A 21,556-nucleotide genomic window follows, 5' to 3' on the forward strand; every position below is an offset into this window, starting at 1 on the left:
TATGAGTTGCGGTGATTGTAAAACGTCAATTTTCAGGCAAAAGATTGGTCGCTGCAAACGCTGTATGTGGCAGCTTACGGCTTTATCGGCCATTGGCTGGCCGCTGTGGTGGTGGCTTTATCGTGATGCGCCTAGGGATGTAAACTCGATTGCATTACTGTTTTTCTGCGCGGCTTTTACGGGGTTACTTGCTTTGCACCTCATCGTCTTGGCTTACCGTCGCCTCAGAGGGCGAAAGTAAGCCAACTGACTTTTTGTTTGTATGCTTAAACTGAGTTAGTTGCCATTTTCTCGTGCATCATTTTTTTCATTAATGGCGCAAGGGCAAAGAAGACTAATGCCATCACCACGCCAATTTGCGCCGAGAAGATAAACAGTTGCTCGTATAGCGCCATTGCACTCGGCACGTCACTTATCACGCCGCCTTGGGTATCAATCGCGGCGAGCTTGTTTAATTCGGCGGCTAAGATTTCAGAGTATGAAGTACCGAGGAACCAAGCACCCATCATCAGGCTGACTACGCGTTTTACCGAAAGCTGAGTCACGGCTGATAAGCCTATGGGCGACAGCAATAACTCCCCGATTTCTAATACAAAATAAGCCGCGACTAAGAACCAAATACTCACTAAGCCACTGCTTAGCGGCATCTGGATCCCGAGCACAAGCACCATAAAGGATAAACCCGCGAACAAAATACCGAGTGCGGTTTTAACCGGTTTACTCGGGTCACAATTTTTACGGGCGAGGGCAGGCCACAGCCAAGCGAAGATAGGCGACAAACTGATCACAAAGAAAGCGCCGAGGAAGGTCAATTGTCCGGCACTCCATTCGAGACCGAGCATGTTACGGTCCATCACACGGTCCGAAAATGCTACCCAAGAGCCATAGGTCTGCTCATATAAACCAAAGAAGACCAAACCCGCAACGATGAAAAGCAGCAAAGCCGACATCTGTTGACGTTCAATCGGATTACAATGTTTCACCATGAACCAGCCAATACCAAGGGCAAGCACTAGTGATACTGAGTGCAAGAACCAAATCACTGGGCTCACAGCGGGTAATAAACTGCTAATCGAAAGTACGAGGGAGTGGGTTTGAATCAACCCCCAGACTATGATTACGCTGCCAATTGCGCTTAAGTAAATCCATTGTTCTGTCGTTATGCCAGCGGTTTTCTTTAAAATCCGCGCAGGATCTCTGGGTTCGGCGAAGCCTTGCAGATGTTTTTTGCCACGAATAAACACCAACAAACCTGCTAACATCCCTAAACCTGCCAAACCAAAACCGTACTTCCAGCCATAGGTTTCACCTAAATAAGCGCAAATTAGCGGGGCTAAGGTGGCGCCTAAGTTGATGCCCGCGTAGAAAATGGTAAAACCAGAATCTCGCTTAGCGGATGATTTAGGATAAAGCTGACCGACTATGGTGGAAATATTGGGTTTTAAAAAGCCCACACCGACAATGATTAAGGCGAGGGATAAATAGAATACTTGCAGCGCTTGTTCATCCCGTTGAACTTCACCCGCAACGATAACCGCTTGATGGCCTTCAAAGGCCATACCTAAGTGGCCGAGCACCAATAATACACCGCCAAAGATCACCGCTTTGCGCATGCCGATATAGCGGTCGGCCAATAAGCCACCCACTACGGGCATGGCATACACTAAGGCACCGTAAGCACCAATCACGTTGTAACCAAATTCATCAGTAAATAGATGATATTTAATCAGGTAAAGAAACAGTAATGCTTTCATACCGTAGAAAGAGAAGCGTTCCCACATTTCGGTAAAAAAGCAGACAAATAAGCCCTTAGGATGCCCAAATAGCATTTCAGCTGGGGGCGAGCCTTGTTGGCCCTGCATTGCGTGCGGCGGGTTTTGTTCTATTGACACTTAAGACTCCCAATGCTGGCACTTTATGCGCCGAGCAGCTAATGATTCATTTTATCGTAATGAATTTTATTAATTATTTTTCATTATTTGTGATTATCGCGGCGCTTTTGATCGCTAAAAGACAGCGCTGTTGCAGCAGTTAATCACACTCGGATGATATGGAACAGCCAAGGGTCTTGAAAGTGATGAATATTTTGTATAACTAACATTTTTAGCCGTTCTTTAAGGCTCGCTATAGCAATACTAAGCGGTTAAATTAATTCATTTTCAGTTAAGAAATGAGTGCTAAATAGTGGCCATAATTCAACTGTGGCTGTTTTATCTTAGCGGCTTTAGCCTTGATTTAGCTGTATTTCGTCGTTTAATGGATAGTGTAAGTTTTATGATTGATAGCAATTTTGCATTATTGGTAGAGCATCTACGCGCTTGTTCGAGGCTGCTATCTAAATGAATGTCACAAATGGGTGGGTTAGATGATTTTCTTAGGGAAGCGCTGTGACTGGGAAGTACACTTATTCGAAGTGTAAGTATAAATAAGCACCATAATCATATTGATTATAAAAGAATTTTAATCTTGATAGTTGCATTTTTCATATAAGATTTCACAGTTTATATTTCTACAATGAGTTAATGTCTATCTGCTCAACTTTACTGATTTAGATCAGTCGTTATGTGTTACTAAGGAGACTTATGGAGTTTTTTACCACCCTATTTGTGGGTTACCCGCTTTGGGTTTGGTTAATGTTTTTCGGTTTTGTGCTGGCGTTATTAGCTTTTGACCTTGGCGTATTGCACAAGGAGCAGCATGAAATTACCGTGGCTGAAAGTTTAAAGCTTTCAGCCTTTTATATCTGTATGGGCTTATTGTTTGGGGCCTGGCTCTGGTGGTACAAGGGTTCAACCGCCGGTATGGAATACCTAACGGGCTATCTGATTGAAAAATCACTGTCTATGGATAACGTATTTGTTATCGCGTTAATCTTCAGTAGCTTAGGTATCCCACGTTTATACCAACATAGAGTGCTCTTCTGGGGCATTATGGGCGTAATAGTGTTGCGCGCCATTATGATCGGTCTTGGTGCTGTGCTTGTTGCCCAGTATCAAGGTGTACTTGTGTTATTTGGACTCTTCTTGATTTTCACTGGCGTGAAAATGCTCTTCTCAAACGATGAGCACGGTGATATCCAAGATAATAAGTTTTATAAATGGTTACGCACTAAGATGCGTTTTACGCCAACGCTGCATAAAGAAAAATTCTGGGTTCGTGGCGAAGATCATCAGTTAACAAAAGGATGGTGGGCGACGCCGTTATTTTTAGCGTTGATCTTAGTGGAAACTGCAGATTTAGTATTTGCAGTCGACAGTATTCCAGCTATTTTTGCAATTACCCAAGATCCTTTCATCGTCTATACCTCGAATATCTTCGCGATTCTGGGGCTACGTGCTTTGTATTTTGCGTTGGCTGCTATGGTGCATCGTTTTGAATACCTTAAATATGCGCTGTCAGTGGTATTAGTATTTATTGGGGTGAAAGTGGGTTTAGTGTATTTCAACCACGAGGGAATAGTGGACTTTACTATCCCAACTGCCGTGTCCCTTGGTGTGACTTTTGGTCTGTTAGTCTTAGGTGTCTTGTATTCGCTGTGGAAGACGCGCGGGCAAGAAGTTGAGAAATAGCTTGGACGGCTAGTCCAATAAGCAATATGTTTCGGCCGTTTAGTCATGCTGAACGGCCTTTTTTATATCCTTAATATGTGAATCGTTAAGCTTTACAGAAGATGTTAAAAATTAGTCTATGCTTAATTCGAGCCGTTGTTAGTTTTGGGCTCACAAAGGGAGTTTTTAGGACTAATACTCTTCAAGGACGATATTATGAAACTCAACATTACCGCCATACTTCTGCTCACCGTTTGTTCATTGACCACCGTCAACGCAAAAGCTGCAGATAAGCAATCGCCCAACACTAGATCTAACGCAAATTCAACCTGTACTGGAGCCTATCCAAGTTACTTCCAAGATCCTGCTTTTGCAAAAACAGGCATGTGGGACAATCAAGTCATTATCAACCAAGCTTATTCTGGCTGGAAGGGGCCTATTTTTAGCCTCAGTGATGCTTATTCGAGTGCTAAACCAGATAGCGCTGCACCTTGGCTTAAATTCAATCCCTTCGATAAAAATCTGAGTGAAAGTGATAAAAATACCCAAGCTGAGCAATACCTCTGGGCTGTGATGAAGTACATCCAAGAGGGAAACATCGACAAAGGCGATGTCAGTAAAGACTGGGATCTGTGTAACAACAAGGTGCGCTCTTGGTACCATATTCCCTATCAGACCTATGATCCCATGAGTGGGCGGGAATTTATCCATGGCTTGACCCGAGAAGCCCCCGTCACTATGGAGATAAAAGGCCAAGGCTCCCTTAAAACCACTATGTGGGCGGTGGGTTTTTATAATCCTCAGGCGGCAAACAGCATTGGCAAGGTATGGACGGGGGCACCATCACCTGTGATGCCCCAGCAAAATTTTGCATTTAATGAAGGCAGTGTGATTGGCAAGTTATTGTTTACTACTGCAACGCCTAATAACTATCCTTTCCTTGAAAATGTACCTGTTTGGCAAGCCAATATCAGTGCCAGTGATTTCTGTGTATGTAAAAACGCCGATGGCAGTGCCTGTAGTTTCCAACAGGAAACAGAGCAATGCCCGCGCTCTGTCGCCGATGTGTACTTATTGCAGTTTGATATTGCAGTGCGCGACAGCCGTTCACCCGTGGGCTGGGCCTATGGCACTTTTGTCGCCGATGGTCAGTTTAAAGCGAAAGAGAAAAATCCTTGGGATCGTATTTCACCTCTGGGATTAATGTGGGGGAATGACACGCCGCCAGCAACAGTGGGAGCGGCAGCATTCCCGCAAAACCCAATCACAGGGCTTAAGGATAGCGCCGTATTTCAAGAGGTCGTTGGCCGTTTGAATGAGCACACCAATGCGGGACACTTAGGGTGTAATGGGCGCCTAAATGGCCCTGCGGATAATGCATTAAGTAGCTGTTTATCTTGCCATCAAACTGCTTCAGTTCCTGATAGTACCAATAATACACCGGCAATCCTGTACCAATTTGCCTCGTATCAAGAGCCGGGCAGTGGCCAATGTTTAACATCGCCCAGCGCCCTCGATTTATCGATTGACCAAGTGTATTTCAAAACCTTTATGTGTTCTGCATCCTTCGTTGGACCCAGTAACATAGTCCCTGCACCTAAATATACTCAAGGGCAAAAACAGTGGATTTCTACTGATTTTTCATTGCAGCTTAGTATTAGTCTGACCCAGTGGCAAGAATGGCAACAAGACCAAGATAACCTGAAAAAGAATATCAAAGTACGTGTATTTGATGGCACTTTACCCTCGCGCTAATATTGGCGTTTATGTAACTAATTGTATTTAGTACACCATATTTTAATTCGTGGCATATTTTTACTTTTATATTGTATTTCAATAGCAAGGGACTCAAATAGAGTCCCTTGCTATTTTAGGGATTAAGAATATGTAGTTTTTTTGCTGGCTAGCATTCTGTAAGTACATGAATATCTTGATAACTACTGTAAAGGTTAATTTTATGTGATAGTTTGTCGGTATTTTGAACTCACAGACGCAAGAGGGAAGCATGCTGACTATTTCTAATCTCACTAAAACCTATGATAACGGTGTTAAAGCACTCGATGGTGTTGATTTAACGATTTCCAAAGGGATGTTTGGTTTACTCGGACCCAATGGCGCGGGCAAGTCATCACTCATGCGTACCATTGCCGCCCTGCAAAGCGCCGATAGTGGCAGCATAGTGTTTGACGGTATTGATGTATTAGCCGATCCTCAAGCGCTGCGTAAAACCTTGGGATATTTGCCCCAGGACTTTAATGTTTATCCGCGTATTAGTGCCTATGACCTGTTAGATCATTTAGCCATTCTTAAGGGTATTAATCAGAGCAAGCTGCGTAAAGAAGCAGTTGAAGGATTATTGGCGCACACCAATCTTTATCAGCATAAAAATAAAGCCGTGAGTGGTTTCTCTGGCGGTATGCGTCAGCGCTTTGGTATTGCTCAGGCCTTACTTGGGGATCCTAAGTTATTGATTGTGGATGAGCCTACCGCGGGTCTCGATCCTGAAGAACGTAACCGTTTCCATAACTTGCTGGTGAGTTTAGGCGAGGAAAAAGTGGTAATCCTCTCGACTCACATTGTCGAAGATGTGTCTGAGCTCTGCGCTAATATGGCGGTTTTGGCATCGGGTAAAATTCTGCTTCAAGGCAATCCACATCAATTGGTGGGTGAATTAACGGAAAAAATTTGGACTAAGACTGTGAGTCAAGCACAGGCACAGGAGCTTGAAGCGCAATTACCTGTGATTTCTAAGCGTTTATTAGCGGGACGCACAGTCCTTAATGTGATGGCTGAAACTTGTCCTGAAGGATTTACCCCTGCGATTGCAGGGCTTGAAGATCTGTATTTTTCTACTTTACTCAGTCACCGCCGTCAGGCTGCCTAAGGAGATATCAATATGTTGTTATCAATGCTTAGGTTTGAGTGGCGTTATTATTTGCGTCAGCCATCCTTTTATGTTGTTTCTTTTCTATTGTTTTTAATGAGTTTTCTATCAGTCGTCTCTAACAATATTCAAATTGGTAGCGGCGGTGAGGTGATGAAAAACAGCCCATTTGGGATTACTCAAACCATGTTGATCATGGGACTCATTTCCATGTTTGCCGTGGTGAATTTTGTGGGTAGCACGGCTATCCGCAATCATCAGCATTTAATGGAAGAGCTGATTTATAGCAAACCCCTATCACCATTTGCATACCAATTTGGTCGATTTCTCGGCAGTTTTTTTGTGGTGATGATGGTATTTGCTTTTATCCCCATAGGGTTAATGCTCGGCTCTTTTATGCCATGGGTCGATGCTAGCCGTTTTGGGCCTTTTGCGTTATCGAATTATCTTGTGCCGTATTTTTTACTCGCCATGCCGACTTTGCTGCTGATCTCGACGCTATTCTATGCGATGGCAAGTCATTTTCGTTCCTTAATGGCGCTCTATCTGACCGCTGTAGCCATGTTGGTGCTTTATACCTTGACGGGCGAAATGGCGAGTCAGCCACAATATCGTACTATTGCTGCTTTGCTTGATCCCTTTGCGCTGCGCACCTTTGCCGAAGTGACCCGTTACTGGACCATTAGCGAGAAGAATAGCCAGTTAATTGAATTCTCAGGACTCGTGCTGCAAAACCGGGCGATATGGTTTGGAATTGCCTGCGTGTTACTGGCCGTTTCAGGGATTTTCCGTCAGCCGAGTTTGACTAAGAAACGTGAGAAAAAATCCGATAAAGCAGGAAAAGTTCCCAGCTTAGTGCCTTTGGCACAATTGGCTATGGCAACTGAGCCTAATGGTCGCCAGCAATTTTGGACGCGGGTTAAATTTGAAGTACGGCAAGTACTATTTACCGCACCATTTGTGGTGTTAGGCGTGCTGACTATTTTCAATTTAGTCGGCCCCATGTTCGATGATTTTGGTTGGTATGGCACATCTAATTGGCCATTAACCCAAGATATGGTGAATAACATTGCCGGCGCGACGGGGTTATTGATGGTGATAGTGCTGATTTATTACAGCGCAGAAATCGTCTGGCGTGAACGCAGTTCAGGAATGGGAGATATCGTCGATAGCGTTCCTGTATCAAACTTAAGCTTTTGGGGCTCAAAGTTAGTGTCTGTGGTCATAGTGATGACCTTGCTCTATGTGCTCGCAATGTGTACCACAATTGTATTTCAATTGATAAAAGGTCAAGCCAATCTTGAGATTGCTCAGTACCTTATTCGACTGGGATTTTATTACCTCCTGCCGCTGTTGATGACCGCTGTGCTGGCGTTTTTCCTGCAAGTGCTTAGCCCAAATAAGTACGCAGGTATGGGACTATTTGTTGCTTATTATCTAACGACATTTGTTATGGCAAGCTGGGGATTTGGCCATAGCTTATATAACTTTGGTCAATCACCGACCTTAATTTACTCGGATATGAACGGTTACGGTTGGGGCTTATTAAGTCATGCACTCTATATGATTTACTGGGGGGCTTTTAGCCTTATCCTGTTTGTTTTAGGTTATGGCTTGTACCATCGCGGGCCGCAGCAAAGCCTTAAAACCCGTATGGGATTACTGAGTTATCAGCTTGGTTTTAGCGGCAAAGTCATTGTAAGCGTTGCTTTGGTGGTGTTTTTGGGTATGGGCAGTTATTTGTTCTACCAAACAAAAGTGTTGAATCATTATTTAACCCAAGATGAAACCACAGATCTGCAAGCCGATTATGAGAAAGCCTTCAAACAATACCAAAACATGCCGATTTTAGTGGCCACTAAGGTCAATGCGAATATTGATATTTTCCCTGAAGAGCGAAAAATTGTTGCTAAGGTGATATTCGAATGGCAAAACAAGTCAGATAAACCAATCGAAAGGATGTTAGTGCAGTGGCCTGAGCATACTAAGGCAGAAACGGTAAAAATCAATATCCCGAATACAAACTTAGGTGAGTTAGATAGCCGCTATCGCAATGCTTGGTTGACCTTTTCGACACCTGTGCAGCCTGGGCAGGTGGTGCAAGGGGACATTCAATTAGTACGTCAGTCTGTAGGTATTGCCGAAGCTGGCTTTGATATGTCTGTGGTTGAAAATGGCACCTTCATCAACAACTTCGAACTATTGCCCCTCTTTGGTTATCAAGACGGCTATGAGCTGATGGATCGCCACGAGCGCGAAAAGCGCGATTTAGCCGAAAAAGCTCGAGCGAACAAGCTTGAAGACAGCCGTTACTACACGCAAAACTTCTTTGGTGTCGATGGTGATTTCATTCAGTTTGAAGCTACTATTTCGACAAGTGCAGATCAAATTGCATTAGCGCCAGGGTATTTGCAAAAACAGTGGCAGCAGGATGGGCGTGAGTATTTCCATTATTCAATGGATAGCCCTATGGTGAATTTCTACGCGATTATTTCGGGCCGTTATCAGGTGGAAAAAACTGAGCACAATGGTGTTGCGGTTGAGGTTTACTACCATGCGGAGCATCCTTGGAACGTTGCGCGCATGATAGAGTCGGTTAAAGATTCTATCGATTACTACACACAAGCATTTGGGCCTTATCAACATAAGCAAATGCGAATTATGGAGTTTCCGGGTTACCGTAGTTTTGCACAAAGTTTTGCTAATACAGTGCCTTACTCAGAGCGTATTGGTTTTATTACTGATTTACGCAATGAGGATAATATCGATCCTGTGTATTACGTCACAGCCCATGAAGTGGCGCATCAATGGTGGGGACATCAAGTGGGCGCTGCGGATGTGCAGGGCAGTGCTGTGATATCCGAAAGCTTGTCACAGTATTCGGCGCTGATGGTGCTGGAGAAAAAGTACGGCGATAAAATGATCCGTAAATTCTTGAAATACGAATTAGATAGATATTTACGTGGCCGTTCATCCGAATCCATCAAAGAAATGCCTTTGCTGCGTAGTGAAAATCAGCAGTACATTCATTATCAGAAAGGCTCAGTGGTGATGATGGCCATTAAAGATGTGTTGGGTGAAGCGAAACTTAACGCTAATTTGAAGGCATTCTTAGCACGTTATCAGTATCGTAACGATCCTTTCCCAACCACATTGGATTTAGTGAGTTACCTTGAGCAAGGCACAGATGAAGCGCAAGCTCGCTTTATCGATGAGTCTTTTAATGACATCACACTCTACGATCTTAGGTTAACCAATGCGGTCATGACCACTCTGCCTGATGGTAAGACGCAAGTTGACTTGAGCATTTATGCCAGTCGCAAAGTCGCGAGTGGTAAAGGTGAAGAAACTGAACAACCTTTAGATGCCATCATCGATATAGGTGCCTTTAGTGCCGATCCCGATAAGCTAAAGAATGACAAACAGGTGTTATTGATTGAGAAGCACAGGCTGGTCAGTGGTGAAAACAAGCTGACGATCACTTTGGCTGAAAAACCCAGTTATGTGGGGGTCGATCCCTTTGTGAAGCTCATCGACAGAGATACGAAGGATAATATCTTTAAACTCTAAATCCGTTTTGAAACCAGTTTGTTAAAACCAACGCACTATCTGGCATGACCTGTTAGATAGTGCGTTTTTATGGCAATACCCTTGGCTCATTTTGAAATTAATGCAAATTAGCTTGTTCTTCTACGTGCTTTTTCCTAAGGTGATTGCAAATGATTTTCAATGAGGCGTGATATGAATACCCATCTGCAGTTACAGGTAAACCATTGGCTTGAAAATGATCCAGACCCTCGCACTCAAGCCCAGTTACAAACCCTAATTGATAGCGGCAATGATGCCGAACTCGCGGCGCGGTTTGCGGGTCGCTTGGAGTTTGGCACCGCAGGATTACGTGGTGTCGTCGGCGCTGGACCTATGGGGATGAACCGTTTGGTGATCCGCCAAACCTCTGCTGGTCTTGGTGCTTATCTACTTGATCAGATTAAAGATGCAGCCGAGCGTGGCGTGGTGATTGGTTATGATGGCCGCCACGATTCATTTAATTTTGCCCATGATGCGGCGAGTGTGCTCACCGCTATGGGGATTAAGGTGCGCTTAACGTCCAAAGTAGCGCCAACGCCGTTGGTGGCCTTTGGGGTAAAACATTTTAATGCGGCAGCAGGCATTGTGGTGACCGCGAGTCATAACCCGCCGCAATACAATGGCTATAAAGTCTATTGGGAGAATGGCGCGCAGATTATTCCGCCCCACGACTCTGGCATTGCCGCGCAAATTGAGCGCGCCGCGAATCAAGCGATTCCGTTTTTAGAGCATGATGGCGCGGTAAACCAAGGTAAGTTAATTATCCTGCAGGACGATTTTTACCAAAGTTATCGTCATGGCGTGCAGCAAGCTGAGGTGCTGCAAAACCATACCGCTCCTGAAAAGGTCAGTTTAGCCTATACCGCCATGCACGGCGTGGGTGCCGAAATGGCCGAAACGGTATTGAAAGATGCAGGTTTCACCCAAGTGTATTCGGTTGCCTCCCAGCGTGAACCCGATGGCGATTTCCCGACGGTTAACTTCCCAAACCCTGAAGAAAAAGGGGCGATGGATTTAGTGATTGCCGAGGCGAAAAAACACGGCGCTATGCTCGCCTGTGCTAACGATCCCGATGCCGACCGTTTTGCGGTCGCAGTGCGTAAAGAGGATGGCGAGTATCAGATGTTGACGGGCGATCAAGTCGGTGTGCTCTTTGGGCATTACTTGTTATCTCACGCCAAAGATAATCAACGACTTACGGGCACAACGATAGTGTCATCGAGCCTGTTATCTAAGATTGCTCAAGGGTTTGGCACGCAAAGCTTTACCACGCTCACTGGCTTTAAGTGGCTGATGAATGTAGGGATTGCGAAAACTTCGCCTGAGGATCAATTCCTGTTTGCCTATGAAGAAGCCCTTGGCTATACGGTGGGCAGTATGGTGTGGGATAAAGATGGCTTGTCGGCGCTGGTGGCATTTGCCCAATTAACTGCCGAGCTGGTGGCGAAGGGGCAAACGATTTGGGACAGGCTCGAGCAAATTTACCGTGAGCATGGCTTCCATCTCAATGCGCAGGTGAGCATTGCGCTAAAACCTGACACGCCCAATATTGGCGCCTATTTGCGCGAGCATCCACCGGTGAAGATTGGTGAGTTAGATGTGCTCTCAACCGATGATTTAAAGGCACTTGAGCGTCGTTTTGCCGATGGTCGGGTTGAGAAAATCGACTTGCCACCGAGCGATGTATTAACCTACTGCTTAGCGGGTGGCGCTCGGGTGATCGTTAGGCCTTCTGGCACTGAACCCAAAATCAAGTGCTACTACGAAGTGGTCGAAACTATGGTTGATACAGATACCTTAGCCAGCGCTCAGGCGAGGGCGAGCAAAGCCATGGATGATTTTATTCAGGCCCATCAAGCCAGTTTGCCAAAGTAACGTTTTAACTAGGCCAAAACCCTCAACATTCACTTTTATTAAAAGGCTACTGACATCATGCTGTCAGTAGCCTTGTTTTATTCTTGTTGTCGCCCGTTAATGATTCAGTCCTGAATTTTATAAATAAGGTTTTGAATCATTGATATTTTTCAACAAGGAGAAAGTGAAAATGTTATCTATTGCACCGTTAGTTTGGGGTGAAATTCCTGTCAGTGACATGAACCGTGCCGTTGCTTTTTATCAGCAGCATTTTGGGGTTGAGTTTAAACGTGACGATATGGAAGACATGGAATATGCGACCATAGTCACTGAGGATGCGAGTGCGGCGAGCATAGGGCTAGTCAAATGCAGCATGAGCCAGCCATCGGTGCATGGCAGCACAGTGTATTTGCATTTCAGCACCCACTTACAACCGCTAGTGGATAAACTCGCTGCCGCCAATGTGAATATTTTGCTGCCAGTGACGCCGATTAATGGTGGAGAGTGTGGTTACATCGCGTTATTTGCCGATAGTGAAGGCAATAAAGTCGGTCTGTGGTCTAAGGATAAGTAGTCTCGAGTGTTAAATTTTTAGCGTCGTGCCCTTAAGGCACGACGCTAACATTAACCTATTGGTTTAGATATCTATGGAAGAAACAAAGATGGATGTGGTTTATATTGATGCTCGACCGTTACTTGGACTAAGCACCCGCACGAATAATCGGGCAGAAATGTCTATCGATAGCGCTAAAATTGGCAGTTTATGGCAAGCCTTTTTTGAATCATCCCAGCTGACCGCTATGCTCAATTCGCCCATGTATGGCGTGTATTATGACTATGAGTCAGACATGAATGGCGAGTTTTCTGTGCTGGTGGGTAAGGCAATTGATGCCCCTGTTGATGCAAGTCATTTTACGCCATTGGAGCTTAACGCGGGCAAGTACCTAAAATTCACCGCTCAGGGTGATATGCCCCAGTGTGTTATCGATCTTTGGGGACAAGTTTGGGGCTATTTTAGCGCGGCTGATTGCTCTCATCAGCGACGTTATCAAACTGATTTTGAAGTCTATCTCAGCGCCACAGAGGTTGAGATCTATATCGGGATTTTATGATTTAAATCGTACTATCACTCAAGTGAGTATCAGGACATGTCAGTGATTTATGTAAACTCACAATGCTTAATCAACTGATAGGCAACTAAAGGATTGAATCAGAGTCAATGCGCCGCGCCGACCGCCTATTTCAAATAGTGCAAATTCTTAAACATAAACGCCTGACCACAGCCCAAGAGTTGGCTGAACGGTTAGAGGTTTCTACACGCACGATTTACCGTGATGTGCAGGATTTGTGTTTAAGTGGCATTCCCATTGAAGGGGAGGCGGGTGTCGGCTATTTGTTGCGCCACGAGGTCAATGTTCCGCCCTTGATGTTTAACGAAGCCGAACTGGAAGCGATTCAAGTTGGCATGCGTATGGTGCAAACTTGGGGTGGTAAGGAGCTTGGTAGCGCAGCGAGGCAGGCGATGATCAAAGTCGAAGCCGTACTACCAAAACGACTACAAGCCTATCAATCCTTGATGTTTTCACCGGACTTTTACCTCGACTCCAATGAGTTTCAATTCCTCGATCCCCTCCGTAATGCGGCTCAGCGCCGCGAATACGTCAAACTCTTCTATCAAGACGTCAAACTGGATGTCACCGAGCGGGAAGTTAGGCCGCTCGCCATCTATTTTTGGCGTGGTACTTGGACCTTACTGACATGGTGTGAGCTACGTGCTGATTTTCGTAATTTCAGGGTCGATCGCATCACAGGTCTTGTGCGGTTAAACCGTCATTTTGATCTCACTCTCGGGCAAGAGCTTGAAGATTATATTTGCCTGATGGATGAGCAATCGAAGGCGCGAGCAGAAGCGAAAGAAAAGCCACTCGAATGAGTGGCTTTGTATTACATTTCTAATTTTCTAGTAATTCGCTAGTTGTATCGAGATCTCTCTGATACTGGTGTCATAGTAGTTATTGAGAGCCTAAGCTCACCGTTTTTAATTGTTTAACATGACTTCACTTGATTGCGAAATATTCAGTTTTTTGATTAAACCATCTTCATCATTGTTTTGGAGCTCGCCGACGGCAACCTGAATATTGCGACTCAGTCCTAATTTTTGAGCGCTTTTAGGACGATTAGCAATGTCTTCATCCGTTAGTGGATAGGATTCACTGGCATCGATATTAAATTGACTCGAATCTATTGCTGTAAATTTACCGTTGATAGGTGCGCCATGTTGTCTAACAATATTCGCCAATTGCCACTCAAACCCACTTTTTGACTGTGCCGAATTAATCGCTGCAGGCCAATCCCATACACCATAACCGTTTATATCTTGATGAAGATATTGATCGACTAAGGCTTCTGGTCCATTCAGATTATTCGCATTCGCTCCGCCAAAGGTGTAAGGGAAGTTAGGTCTATTTGTCGGATGATTAATATGCGCATTACCTCCCCATTTTAAGAAGTTCTCATATTTTATATCGTACATCATATATAAACTTGAGGTGTATGGGACATCCGCCTTTTGTTTAAATAGGGTGATTGAGATATAACGTTTGCTGCGAGGCGGCATAATTGCGCGGTACTGCGCCTGACTCGAAATCGTTGTACTTTTGCCGTCGGTTTCACTCCAACCTTGGCTGGCAGAAAATTCGGCGCTGATTTCAGAACTTGCTCCACCTATTCCTGGAATACCCACTTCATATTTATTGGTTACGCCAATTTTCTCGGAGAAGGAGAAATTATCGGTTTTGGCCCAGCTAGTGGTGTAATCATAGTTTAGGGTGGCCACACCGGTATCTTCGGTATCGCCCCAGTTATAGATAACCACAGGAGCAGTATAAATAGCCTCACGATCATAAACTTGAGGTGAACCTAACTTTAGACTTTGAGGATTAGTGACGAAATGAATATTTTGTAAATTTACCTTCAAACGTTCATTCGCTCTGTAGCCGCTTGCATAAGGATCATTGCCGTTATAGCGGGCTTTAAGACTGTATTCGTTGCTCGATTCCCTTCTGACTTCGATGTCTTCACCAACATACTGGGATGCCGTACCGCCAGCCCATGCATATCCAAGATGGTGTCCTAAGGAGAATAACGAGCTGATAAACGAGGGATCGTTAATCGCATCATTTTTAAGCGAATCAAGATCAGGGGCAGCGTGTTCTACCATTGACAGTTTTGGAATAGTATTCGGAATAGCAGCTTCGGCCAACAAAGAAACAGTTCCAAGTGCGGTTAAACAGGATAAAGTTAATATACTCAGGCTAGATTTTGTTCTCATGATTGTTCCTTTATTTTAATAAAATACGTCCTTTCATTGAGAGCGCCGATGGCAATTATATGTAGTCCTGAATCATATAAATAATCATTACTGCTAGGCACATCTAAAAACTAGCACTTTTATTTTTATTAAACAAAATAAAAATTAATTAATTTAAGGCGTGTTTGAATTTGGTTAAAAGTGTTAATTAATTTATTTTTAAACGGTATTTAGAACTTTATAATATAGTGTATTTACTTTAAATTTTAGTGGGTTGGTTTTTGAATGTGGATTAATATTTATGCGGCATTTTATTATGTAAAACTTTTTAAATGGACTCTTCATTCCGAGAACTATACCGAGAAAAATACTAAGATGAGTGCCGTAATAGATATAGTAAATAACATTTTTGAATGGACGTTTTTAGAGACTAAATAGTTTGAATATGGTTAGGTTAAGTATTTTGTTTGAGTCTTTGTTATTGCTGATAAATATCATCACTCTTCCATTATCGTCGATGTGTGAAATGCTGTTAAAGCCGATACTGTTAGTTGCACAGACATAAGAGCCTAAATACATGAAGATTGTGGAAGATCAAGATAACGTGGAAGTGATTTTCTAGGGGGCGATGTCTCAGAGGGGGGTAGGCTGTGTAAAAGAGTGGTAGGAACGGTGTCAGTGATTGATGCAAGAGTCAGTGCCGTTGCTGAGCACTGACTCTTTGTTGACTTAGTGGATAAAGAAAAACAGTCCCATACTCAGTACTGTGGTCAGCAAGGTATTACGGGTGATGAGCGCCAACACAGTAGCGACTACGGCGCAGATGAGATAGCTGTTGTCTAGGCTCAGATCGAGCAGACCTTCTTGCACAAACACTATAGGCGCAAAGATCGCAGTGAGTACCGCAGGGGCTGAGTAACTTAAAAAGGTTTGGGTGCCCTTACTTAATCGCAGCGGTAGTTTAGGCTCAAGTAGTAAATGACGACTGATAAACACAACCGCCGCCATTGAAAAGATCATTAACCAAATCATGCTTTTTCTCCTGACAATGTTTTTGTCTTAATGTCAGTCCCAACTCCTGTACCCACTTCTGTTTTGGTCTGTGCGCTTGCTAACTGACTGGCGGATTGTTCCGCGCGTTCAGCTTCCTTGGTCACTTTGGCGTAAAGTACACCTGCCGTCATTCCCGCAATGGCGGCAATGAGCAGTCCCGCTTGAATTTTAAAAACGGCGCATATCACTGCTAGGATGAGCGAGACTAATACACAGACGAGAATCGATGGCTTTTTTATGGTAGGAACGACCAGAGCGATAAAGGTGGCTGCGATGGCAAAATCTAATCCCATCTCATCTAAATTCTCGATCGCATTGCCCGCCACTATGCCAAGTAGTGTGGCTATGTTCCAACCGATATAGAAACTCAAACCGCCGCCAAGGGCGTACCAAGGGTCGAACTTATGCAACTTGCCTTGATTGGCTATAGCAAACAGTTCATCTGTGAGCAAAAAGCCCAATGTTAGGCGCCACTTTAACGGCAAAGGACTGATTTGACTGCGCATCGCCATTGCATATAACAGATGGCGTGAGGTGATGAGTAACGTCGTAATTAAGATACTCCACAGACCAATACCGGCTTTCACCATGCCGAGTGCCACTAATTGAGCCGCGCCCGCAAAGATAATCGCCGACATGGCTTGGCTCTCAATGGGCGTTAGCCCAACCTCAATGGCGAAGGAGCCCGCTAAAACTCCCCAAGGTACAACAGCTATCGTCAACGGCATCATGGCTAATGTACCTTTTAAAAATGCCTTGGATTTCGATGGATGCACAGGATAAACATCAGGTTCTATAAGCTTGTCGGTGGTCACTTTGGCTCCTAAAAATAGCGGCGACGGGGTTGCTGTTAAACAATAAATGCTTGGATAAGCTTGCTTGCTTAGTCAATAGAGGAGAAAGCAAGAATGAGCATGGCAGATTAACTTAAAGTAGTTGTTTAGGCTTGGATAATATTGCGGCCTATTTCTTTGGCAAATTGCCCCGGCGTAACACCGACTGTCTTCTTAAAATGTCGATTCAAGTGACTTTGATCGTGAAAACCACAATCGAGGGCGACATCGAGCAGCCGTGTGCCTTGTTTGATTTTTCCTTTGGCGAGTCTTACTCTGGCCTGAATTTGGTAAGCATGGGGTGGTAAGCCGTAATAACGCTGAAATTGCTTCAGCAAATAATAGGGGCTTAATCCCGCGAGTGTTGCCAGATCTTCAAGGGAGATGTCAGCAGCAGGATGATCGTCGATAAAGGATTTCACCAGTGCTAACGCAGGCTTCGCGATTACAGCGAGGTCATTGCTTGGGCGATTCTTGCCGTGGCGTGTTATCAACTGCGTCAAGCTGGAATAGACCAAGCTTTCGCGCAGTAATCGATTGTCCGATGAATCTAAAGTCGTAAAGGTGAAACGCAGTAATTCGGCTAATTCAGGATCGTACACCACGGGCTCTGGGAAATAGGGCGCACCGCGGTTTGATGCTAGCTCACTGTTAATATTGGCAAACTGTGCGGGTACTGGATACATGGCACGATAGGACCAACCGCCCTCTGTGGCGCTACAGCCATTATGGACTTCGTCAGCGTTAACGAGAATGATGCTGTGCTTTGGCGCCACATGGTTGCCACCTGTGCGATAAAAACGCTGCGCCCCCGTTTCAATCACGCCGACTGTATAACCTTCATGGGTGTGCCGACTAAAGTTTTGTTTATGGTAGTGGGCATTGAGTAACTCGAGGCCACCTAATTCATCGGCAATCTGGTAGGCCGCATGTTCTGTGTTCACACTAGGCCTCCGTGTTTAGTGTATGAATGGGCGGGTTGTGCCTGATAGTAACCCAGAAACCCTCAGTGCTTTTGTACAAAATTGCGCATATTGGATTTTGTTTGCGTTTAATGACTGTTTATTAATCACTATTGCTAATATTGGTCAGTTGATATTAGCCAGTTGATATATTTGTCTCTTGATATATTAGCCGCTCGAGATATTAGTCACTTGAGATATTAGTTACATGATATTTGAGGGCTCAGTCTTGCTTTCGACTGCTTTGCTTAGGCCGCCTGCTGTAATTGAGTCAGATCCGCGCCCGCTATGGCGTGTAGATGCTGAGTGATTTTCTCTATCGGCCAATCCCACCAAGCGATGGTCACGAGCTCATCTATCACATTTTGCTCGAATCTGAGCTTGATGACAGTGGCAGGATTACCGCCAACCACAGCGTAGGGCGGCACATCTTTCGTCACCACGGATTGACTGGCAACAATTGCGCCGTGGCCAATCTTCACCCCAGGCATGATAGTGGCGTTATAACCAATCCACACATCGTTACCGATACAGGTGTCGCCTTTATGGGGTAAATCGGTGGGATCTGGCATTACCTTTTCCCAGCCATTGCCAAAGATATAAAAGGGATAAGTCGAAAAGACAGACACTTGATGATTGGCGCCATTCATAATGAATTTCACGTCTTTCGCAATAGCGCAGAATTTACCAATAATCAGTTTATCGCCAATAAAGTCAAAGTGATAAAGCACATTCGACTCAAATCTTTCAGGCCCTGCAGGATCGTCATAGTAGGTATAATCGCCGACGATAATGTTCTCGCGAGTAATAAAGTTTTTAAGAAAACCAACCTGAGGGAAGCCTTTCATTGGTTCTCTATCGTTAGGGTTTGGGCCTAATTGGGAATGGGTTGTTGTGTCAGGCATAACTGTCTCCATCGTTAAAGTACGTCTTAACACGTGCATTCTTTTATGCGAACTGATGTGCGAATTTGTGGTGCCTATTGCGGTGTTGATTGTGGTGCCTATTGCAGTGGTGCCTGTGGTGGTGTTGATAGCGGGATGAGCCGGACTAGTACTCGCCCGTCACCACAAGTGTATTTTCAATAGGTTCAACCACTAAGGCAAGCGTAGTTTTGTCTCGCATAAAGCCGACAGAGCAAATTGCCATCGCGCCACTACCACAGGTTATTTCAGGGTAATCTTCTGTCATTGGCGTTTCATCTTCTGCTACGGGCGCTAATACCCAGCCAGCAGCCAATAAACTTGATTTCACCTCAGCATACTTTTTACCCCATAACGCGCTGGTGTCTTGTGCTGGAGCATATAGAGGCAATGCGCCAAGACTTAGCATGAGCAGTGGTAGAATGATTTTTTGCATATAAAGCTTTCTGTTCCTATGTGGTTTCGGTTGGTCGCTTAGCGCTTGTGAGCGTGTTAACAGCATATATTATTCATAGTCCCTCTGCGCATTATCCCTATGTGCATTAGTTGGGGGAATTATGGCTGTTCTTGTTTATTCGTTTTTCCCAATATTTTTCATACAGTATCTGTGTTGATATAAAAATAACAACGAACACCCCCGTATCAATAATAAATTTCAATGGATCCAAAGGGTCGCTAAAAATATCGTAGTGAAAATCGAAGTATTTGAATAATAATTTTGAGCCAATAAAAGCAAAGATAAAAGAGATAAAGAACTTCAATGGTTTTTCCCTAAAACATGTTGATAAATTAACCATTCTCTTTGGCGCATTTGTACTCTTGTTGGGATTGATAAATTCCCAGAATGATCAGGCCAAATACGAAATAGAACATTTTTTGCGCTGAAAACTCGATTGTCAGCGTAGGATATTCTAGGTGGCGGTATAGAATACTGTGAGAAATTACCTCTGTTATCGTCAGAATAAATGGATAGCTAATTAATGCGATAGACGATATTTTTGCGAATTTGTACGTTTGAGGTTGTTTAATGAATTTTGCAATAAATAGTAACCCAAATGATAGCGTCAGATTGCTTATCCATAAAATAGCCGCCGTAATTCGTACTTGAGTATGACTGGCTTGTTCCGCATCGGGATAAACCTCTAATATCTCCTGCAAGTAGCTTGCTGGGCTCACTAATCCCCAAACAGGGTAAAGGCATAGCAGCACGGCAGTGAGCATTAAAATATATCTGATAAACATCCTTTTTCTCCTGCAGATTTTGCTTAGAAAGCTATACTTGTTATACGAATCATTACCTTAGCATTGTTTTTTACAAGTGGCGATGCTTTAGCTAAAACTAAATTATTGTGACAAAATCCTTGTTGTTGGATTGCATACTATTTTTTAGGCGCCAACAGCAGAATAGATAAGTAACAAAGATAACGGGATGGAAAATAGACCAATTAAACGGAATTTATTGTTGAAGTATTGAGCAGACAATAGCGCAAACTTCCTATGTAACCTTGGAGGCGTTAACGCCAAGCCCATTCCAACACTGAACAATACAATACCTATCGCAAAAATGGTCTGTGGAAACTGAGTATCGGTTGAGTAATGGGTAAAAATGAGACCCGCAATAACTCGGCTAAACACTTCAGCAATATGGAAGTAGGGCTGCTCGCTAAATGAAATAATACCCTTCGAGAAAGACGCAGGTTTTACAACCATCACTAGGCTTAATAACAACATCAATAGACCAAAAGCTGCAATAAAGTACATAGTCGTTCCTTGATATAGTGATGTGTTGATGTTGAAACTATAAATTCAGCGACACAATTAAGCACTCTCATTCCAGTGACACGCTCTGCTTAAATAATAAAAGTCATCCCAGAGGGGTCGACGGCGGCATCTACTGCATATGGATGCGCGAATGCCACGGTCACATGGTCAATTATGTTCCCGACATAATAGTGATATTCCCCCTACTCCTATGGGTCAGATATGAATGAGCGGCCATGCCGCCAACGGCCACTTCCATAAGAGTGCTTAATTTCGTTAATTCCTGGGTACCTTTTTAGCCAGTTCCCGCACTATCAGTTTCCCTTTTCAAGTCGGTACATCAGGGCATATATTCATTTTTAATCTTAAAAACATGTGGGTGTCCTCACTCTTTTCTGTCGTGGCATAAAAAACAAAACAAGGTCGTGGGGCTTCACCCCACACCTGACCAAGGAGGACTGCTCGTCCTATCCTCCTTGGATGCTCCAAGACGCCCCAACGGAGTTGAAAGCCCCTTGTGCTCATTGCCAAATTTGCTATCGCTTCCGAAGGATGCATTCCTGCACCTGCGAAAGCTAGCTTGCCATCCATGGCAAGACTCACGCAATTTGTCTATTCGCCCTGCGGCAACTCCGAGGGGAAGGTGAACTCCTTCTGCTATTGTGTTGTTTGCAAGTCATGCAAAGTAAACCGAGTAATGCTTACAACCACTTTTAGACATTTAACAATGGGTGTCTCTTTAAATTATCGCCAAATCCGCATTAGGTAATGCGACCATTATTCGCTGTGGTCGCCAAAGCCGCGCCGCCGACCGCCGTATGATGGCCGCAGAAATGGATA

At 44.3% G+C, this 21,556-nt stretch carries 18 protein-coding genes; 9 read left to right on the forward strand and 9 right to left on the reverse strand.

Annotation, left to right across the window (positions count from 1 at the left end; all coding sequences use genetic code 11):
- Position 1 precedes the first annotated feature (1 nt).
- Positions 2–241, forward strand: coding sequence for a DUF3624 domain-containing protein (locus tag HUB64_RS04470; protein ID WP_105249662.1), 240 nt, complete (start codon positions 2–4; stop codon positions 239–241).
- A 25-nt stretch (positions 242–266) separates the two neighbouring features.
- On the opposite strand, the gene HUB64_RS04475 is transcribed toward HUB64_RS04470, so the two are convergent.
- Positions 267–1,892: a peptide MFS transporter gene (locus HUB64_RS04475; protein ID WP_173496480.1), complete on the reverse strand. Its 1,626-nt coding sequence runs from the start codon at positions 1,890–1,892 to the stop codon at positions 267–269.
- 690 nt (positions 1,893–2,582) lie between these two features.
- Between HUB64_RS04475 and HUB64_RS04480 the strand changes: the two genes are divergently transcribed.
- The 8 genes from HUB64_RS04480 (at position 2,583) to HUB64_RS04515 (ending at position 13,807) form a co-directional block, all read left to right on the forward strand.
- Entirely contained in the window at positions 2,583–3,569 is a 987-nt protein-coding gene (locus HUB64_RS04480) for a TerC family protein (RefSeq protein WP_131525740.1), read from the forward strand.
- Positions 3,570–3,764: 195 nt separating this feature from the next.
- Positions 3,765–5,303 (forward strand): hypothetical protein, encoded by a 1,539-nt coding sequence (locus HUB64_RS04485; RefSeq protein WP_173496481.1) that lies wholly within the window; start codon positions 3,765–3,767, stop codon positions 5,301–5,303.
- 250 nt (positions 5,304–5,553) lie between these two features.
- The gene (locus HUB64_RS04490; protein WP_173496482.1) at positions 5,554–6,432 is read left to right on the forward strand and encodes an ABC transporter ATP-binding protein; all 879 of its coding nucleotides are present in this window, start codon (positions 5,554–5,556) and stop codon (positions 6,430–6,432) included.
- Between the two features lie 12 nt (positions 6,433–6,444).
- Entirely contained in the window at positions 6,445–10,002 is a 3,558-nt protein-coding gene (locus HUB64_RS04495) for a M1 family aminopeptidase (RefSeq protein WP_173496483.1), read from the forward strand.
- 171 nt (positions 10,003–10,173) lie between these two features.
- Positions 10,174–11,895 (forward strand): phospho-sugar mutase, encoded by a 1,722-nt coding sequence (locus tag HUB64_RS04500; protein ID WP_173496484.1) that lies wholly within the window; start codon positions 10,174–10,176, stop codon positions 11,893–11,895.
- A gap of 169 nt (positions 11,896–12,064) precedes the next feature.
- Complete coding sequence (locus tag HUB64_RS04505) at positions 12,065–12,448, forward strand: VOC family protein (RefSeq protein ID WP_173496485.1); 384 nt, start codon at positions 12,065–12,067, stop codon at positions 12,446–12,448.
- 88 nt (positions 12,449–12,536) lie between these two features.
- Positions 12,537–12,986 carry a GyrI-like domain-containing protein gene (locus HUB64_RS04510; RefSeq protein ID WP_173497884.1) on the forward strand — a complete coding sequence of 150 codons (450 nt, stop codon included), beginning with the start codon at positions 12,537–12,539 and terminating at the stop codon, positions 12,984–12,986.
- A 107-nt stretch (positions 12,987–13,093) separates the two neighbouring features.
- A complete protein-coding gene (locus tag HUB64_RS04515) occupies positions 13,094–13,807 on the forward strand; it encodes a YafY family protein (protein ID WP_028760503.1) in 714 nt (237 codons plus the stop codon).
- Between the two features lie 105 nt (positions 13,808–13,912).
- On the opposite strand, the gene HUB64_RS04520 is transcribed toward HUB64_RS04515, so the two are convergent.
- The 8 genes from HUB64_RS04520 to HUB64_RS04555 all read right to left on the reverse strand — a co-directional run bounded on the left by HUB64_RS04520 (position 13,913) and on the right by HUB64_RS04555 (position 20,716).
- Positions 13,913–15,205, reverse strand: coding sequence for an aerolysin family beta-barrel pore-forming toxin (locus tag HUB64_RS04520; protein ID WP_173496486.1), 1,293 nt, complete (start codon positions 15,203–15,205; stop codon positions 13,913–13,915).
- A gap of 708 nt (positions 15,206–15,913) precedes the next feature.
- Positions 15,914–16,216 carry an AzlD domain-containing protein gene (locus tag HUB64_RS04525; protein WP_028760501.1) on the reverse strand — a complete coding sequence of 101 codons (303 nt, stop codon included), beginning with the start codon at positions 16,214–16,216 and terminating at the stop codon, positions 15,914–15,916.
- Complete coding sequence (locus HUB64_RS04530; RefSeq protein ID WP_173496487.1) at positions 16,213–17,052, reverse strand: AzlC family ABC transporter permease; 840 nt, start codon at positions 17,050–17,052, stop codon at positions 16,213–16,215. The genes HUB64_RS04525 and HUB64_RS04530 overlap by 4 nt, the downstream gene beginning before the upstream one ends.
- A gap of 125 nt (positions 17,053–17,177) precedes the next feature.
- On the reverse strand, positions 17,178–18,014 hold the full coding sequence (locus tag HUB64_RS04535) for an AraC family transcriptional regulator (protein ID WP_173496488.1): 837 nt from the start codon (positions 18,012–18,014) through the stop codon (positions 17,178–17,180).
- A 266-nt stretch (positions 18,015–18,280) separates the two neighbouring features.
- Entirely contained in the window at positions 18,281–18,937 is a 657-nt protein-coding gene (locus HUB64_RS04540; RefSeq protein WP_173496489.1) for a Vat family streptogramin A O-acetyltransferase, read from the reverse strand.
- A gap of 145 nt (positions 18,938–19,082) precedes the next feature.
- On the reverse strand, positions 19,083–19,391 hold the full coding sequence (locus HUB64_RS04545; protein WP_173496490.1) for a hypothetical protein: 309 nt from the start codon (positions 19,389–19,391) through the stop codon (positions 19,083–19,085).
- A gap of 353 nt (positions 19,392–19,744) precedes the next feature.
- Complete coding sequence (locus HUB64_RS04550) at positions 19,745–20,197, reverse strand: hypothetical protein (RefSeq protein ID WP_173496491.1); 453 nt, start codon at positions 20,195–20,197, stop codon at positions 19,745–19,747.
- A 144-nt stretch (positions 20,198–20,341) separates the two neighbouring features.
- A complete protein-coding gene (locus HUB64_RS04555; RefSeq protein WP_173245680.1) occupies positions 20,342–20,716 on the reverse strand; it encodes a hypothetical protein in 375 nt (124 codons plus the stop codon).
- Positions 20,717–21,556 lie beyond the last annotated feature (840 nt).

This window comes from Shewanella sp. ISTPL2, assembly GCF_013283205.1.
GTDB classification, from domain to species: Bacteria; Pseudomonadota; Gammaproteobacteria; order Enterobacterales; family Shewanellaceae; genus Shewanella; species Shewanella oncorhynchi.

Excerpts from the sequence above, each read along its gene's own strand:
- HUB64_RS04470 (WP_105249662.1), top strand. The coding sequence starts at position 2 with ATGAGTTGCGGTGATTGTAAAACGTCAATTTTCAGGCAAAAGATTGGT.
- HUB64_RS04480 (WP_131525740.1), top strand. The coding sequence starts at position 2,583 with ATGGAGTTTTTTACCACCCTATTTGTGGGTTACCCGCTTTGGGTTTGG.
- HUB64_RS04485 (WP_173496481.1), top strand. The coding sequence starts at position 3,765 with ATGAAACTCAACATTACCGCCATACTTCTGCTCACCGTTTGTTCATTG.
- HUB64_RS04490 (WP_173496482.1), top strand. The coding sequence starts at position 5,554 with ATGCTGACTATTTCTAATCTCACTAAAACCTATGATAACGGTGTTAAA.
- HUB64_RS04495 (WP_173496483.1), top strand. The coding sequence starts at position 6,445 with ATGTTGTTATCAATGCTTAGGTTTGAGTGGCGTTATTATTTGCGTCAG.
- HUB64_RS04500 (WP_173496484.1), top strand. The coding sequence starts at position 10,174 with ATGAATACCCATCTGCAGTTACAGGTAAACCATTGGCTTGAAAATGAT.
- HUB64_RS04505 (WP_173496485.1), top strand. The coding sequence starts at position 12,065 with ATGTTATCTATTGCACCGTTAGTTTGGGGTGAAATTCCTGTCAGTGAC.
- HUB64_RS04510 (WP_173497884.1), top strand. The coding sequence starts at position 12,537 with ATGGATGTGGTTTATATTGATGCTCGACCGTTACTTGGACTAAGCACC.
- HUB64_RS04515 (WP_028760503.1), top strand. The coding sequence starts at position 13,094 with ATGCGCCGCGCCGACCGCCTATTTCAAATAGTGCAAATTCTTAAACAT.
- HUB64_RS04520 (WP_173496486.1), bottom strand. The coding sequence starts at position 15,205 with ATGAGAACAAAATCTAGCCTGAGTATATTAACTTTATCCTGTTTAACC.
- HUB64_RS04525 (WP_028760501.1), bottom strand. The coding sequence starts at position 16,216 with ATGATTTGGTTAATGATCTTTTCAATGGCGGCGGTTGTGTTTATCAGT.
- HUB64_RS04540 (WP_173496489.1), bottom strand. The coding sequence starts at position 18,937 with ATGCCTGACACAACAACCCATTCCCAATTAGGCCCAAACCCTAACGAT.
- HUB64_RS04545 (WP_173496490.1), bottom strand. The coding sequence starts at position 19,391 with ATGCAAAAAATCATTCTACCACTGCTCATGCTAAGTCTTGGCGCATTG.
- HUB64_RS04550 (WP_173496491.1), bottom strand. The coding sequence starts at position 20,197 with ATGTTTATCAGATATATTTTAATGCTCACTGCCGTGCTGCTATGCCTT.
- HUB64_RS04555 (WP_173245680.1), bottom strand. The coding sequence starts at position 20,716 with ATGTACTTTATTGCAGCTTTTGGTCTATTGATGTTGTTATTAAGCCTA.